Annotated in this window: 2 protein-coding genes and 3 tRNA genes; 4 read left to right on the top strand and 1 reads right to left on the bottom strand. The window is 71.3% G+C overall.

Going from position 1 to position 2,123, the window contains the following annotated elements; all coding sequences use genetic code 11:
* Positions 1 to 172: 172 nt before the first annotated feature.
* Positions 173 to 802, bottom strand: coding sequence for an RNA polymerase sigma factor (locus H5J29_RS30235; protein ID WP_312858476.1), 630 nt, complete (start codon positions 800 to 802; stop codon positions 173 to 175).
* 245 nt (positions 803 to 1,047) lie between these two features.
* Between H5J29_RS30235 and H5J29_RS30230 the strand changes: the two genes are divergently transcribed.
* The 4 genes from H5J29_RS30230 (at position 1,048) to H5J29_RS30215 (ending at position 1,954) form a co-directional block, all read left to right on the top strand.
* Entirely contained in the window at positions 1,048 to 1,497 is a 450-nt protein-coding gene (locus tag H5J29_RS30230; protein WP_181784361.1) for an SsgA family sporulation/cell division regulator, read from the top strand.
* Between the two features lie 166 nt (positions 1,498 to 1,663).
* Positions 1,664 to 1,736: transfer RNA gene (locus H5J29_RS30225), tRNA-Gly, on the top strand.
* A 70-nt stretch (positions 1,737 to 1,806) separates the two neighbouring features.
* Positions 1,807 to 1,878, top strand: a tRNA-Cys gene (locus H5J29_RS30220).
* A gap of 1 nt (position 1,879) precedes the next feature.
* Positions 1,880 to 1,954, top strand: a tRNA-Val gene (locus H5J29_RS30215).
* The last annotated feature ends 169 nt before the right edge of the window (positions 1,955 to 2,123 follow it).

The raw sequence follows: 2,123 nt of genomic DNA, 5'->3' as shown, positions 1-2,123 counted from the left end.
GTTGATGCGGGTTTCTGTGGTGATGGGGTCTCCTCGGTCTCCTGCACGACCGCGCGGCACTCCGCGCAGCCGGGCAGGTGGGCGATCATCTCGGGCTCCTCGTCGGGCTCCAGGACGTGGAGGGCCCAGGCGACGGCGTGGTGGGTCTGCGCGCAGGGCGGCTGGGGCGTGGTCATCCCGCCACCCCCTCGAACCCCGTGACCGGACCCAGGACCGACCGCAGCCGGGCGAGCCCGGTGAACATGCGCGACTTCACCGTCCCGAGCGGGACGCCGGTCAGCGCCGCGACCTCCCGCTGTGTGTACCCGCCGAAGTAGGCGAGGGCGAGGGCCTGGCGCTGCTCGTCGGGCAGCCCGCCCAACGCCGTCCGCACCTGTCCGGCGACGACGGCGCCGAGCGCCTGGACGTCCGAGCCCGGACCGGCGGGGAACGCGAGGTCGTCCCCGGCGTCGGTGGAGACGGTCCTGCGACGGATCCGGCTCTCGCGCCGGACCGCGTCGACGGCCCGGTGGTGGACGACGGTGAGCAGCCAGGTGGCGAAGGCACCCCGCTCGGCGTCGAACCGGCCCGGGTCCCGCCAGAAGGCGAGGAAGGCCTCCTGCACGACGTCCTCCGCCAGTTGCTCGTCCACGCAGATCCGCCGGGCGAGGGCCCACGCGGGCCTGCCGTACCGGTCGTACAGCTCACCGAGGGCCTGTTCGTCCCCGGCGCGCACGCGGGCGGCGAGGCCCGCGTCGACCGCTCTCACGGTCGATGCGGCCCCGGCCCCATCGGCGACGTCCGCCACCAGTACGTCCCTCACCTCTCGTCTTCGGCCCCGCCCAACGATCGGTTCGCCGGGTCCGATCCCTGATATCTGCATCACAACCGACCGGGGGATCACCCATCCTCGCAGGTCGGACACACCCGACAGGGGAGCCGGCACCACCCGTCCGGGTTAACGCCACTGATCCGCTGGGCGGAGAACGTCCCCCGACCCGTCACATCTTGGCGACACGCTCGTTTTTCCGCACGACGGACCACGCGGTGCAAGAACGAGGAGCGAAGATGCGCGACCAGCCCATGATCATCCGTGAAGGAGCCCTGTTCGAGCTCGTCACACCCGATGCGGCGCCGGTCCCGGTGCGGGTCGAGCTGTCCTACTCCAGCCGGGACCCCTACGCGGTGCAGGCCTCCTTCCGGACGGGGCAGGGTAGCCCGGTCGACTGGGTCTTCGCCCGCGACCTGCTCGCGGACGGCCTGCTCGCCCCGGCGGGCACCGGTGACGTCCGGGTGAAGCCGCTCCTCGGTGGCGGTCGGGACGAGGAGCGCGTCGAGGTCGAGCTCGCCTCCCCCTCCGGACACGCGGTGTTCACCACCCAGGCGCGTCCGCTCGCCGAGTTCCTCGACCGCACCTTCGAGCTCGTGCCCGCGACGAGCGAGTACTCCTGGCTCGACTTCGACGCCGCGCTCGACCAGCTCCTCGCCCCCAACACGAGCGACGGCGCCCGCGATTGACGCTGCCCGCACCCGCGGGCCGGAGCGCTCCCTCCGGCCCGTTCGTGCAGGTGGCAGGCCCGCCACGCGGCAAACGGGGGGTCGATTTGGAGGCCCCCGGGGGCCTACGCTAATGTTCTTCATGTCGGAGCGAACAGCCCCGACAGCCCCGGGAAACCGGGAGCATGCGGACGTAGCGCAGCTGGTAGCGCATCACCTTGCCAAGGTGAGGGTCGCGGGTTCGAATCCCGTCGTCCGCTCGGAGGAAACCTCGTATTCACTGCCTGGGCCTCCAGGTTCCGATCTCCGAGACACCATCCGGAATCATCGGGCGGAGTGGCCGAGTGGTTTAGGCAAGGGCCTGCAAAGCCCTGTACGCGGGTTCGATTCCCGCCTCCGCCTCGGGCGATTAGCTCAGTGGGAGAGCGCTTCCTTGACACGGAAGAGGTCACTGGTTCAATCCCAGTATCGCCCACCACCCGACACAGGCCCCCTGGACACAGGGGGCCTTCGGCGTTCTCGGGGCAGGTGCGTGGCCGGCGGGGACCCGCTCAGGCGCAGGAGCCGCCGCAGTCCCGGATGAACTCGGCGGTCGCGCCGAGGGTCCCGAGCGGCCCCTCCATCAGCCCCAGCAGCATGATCGCAGC

This window comes from Pseudonocardia pini (assembly GCF_013870575.1).
Classification (GTDB): domain Bacteria; phylum Actinomycetota; class Actinomycetes; order Mycobacteriales; family Pseudonocardiaceae; genus Pseudonocardia; species Pseudonocardia pini.
This window is presented reverse-complemented; position numbering and strand designations above follow the sequence as displayed.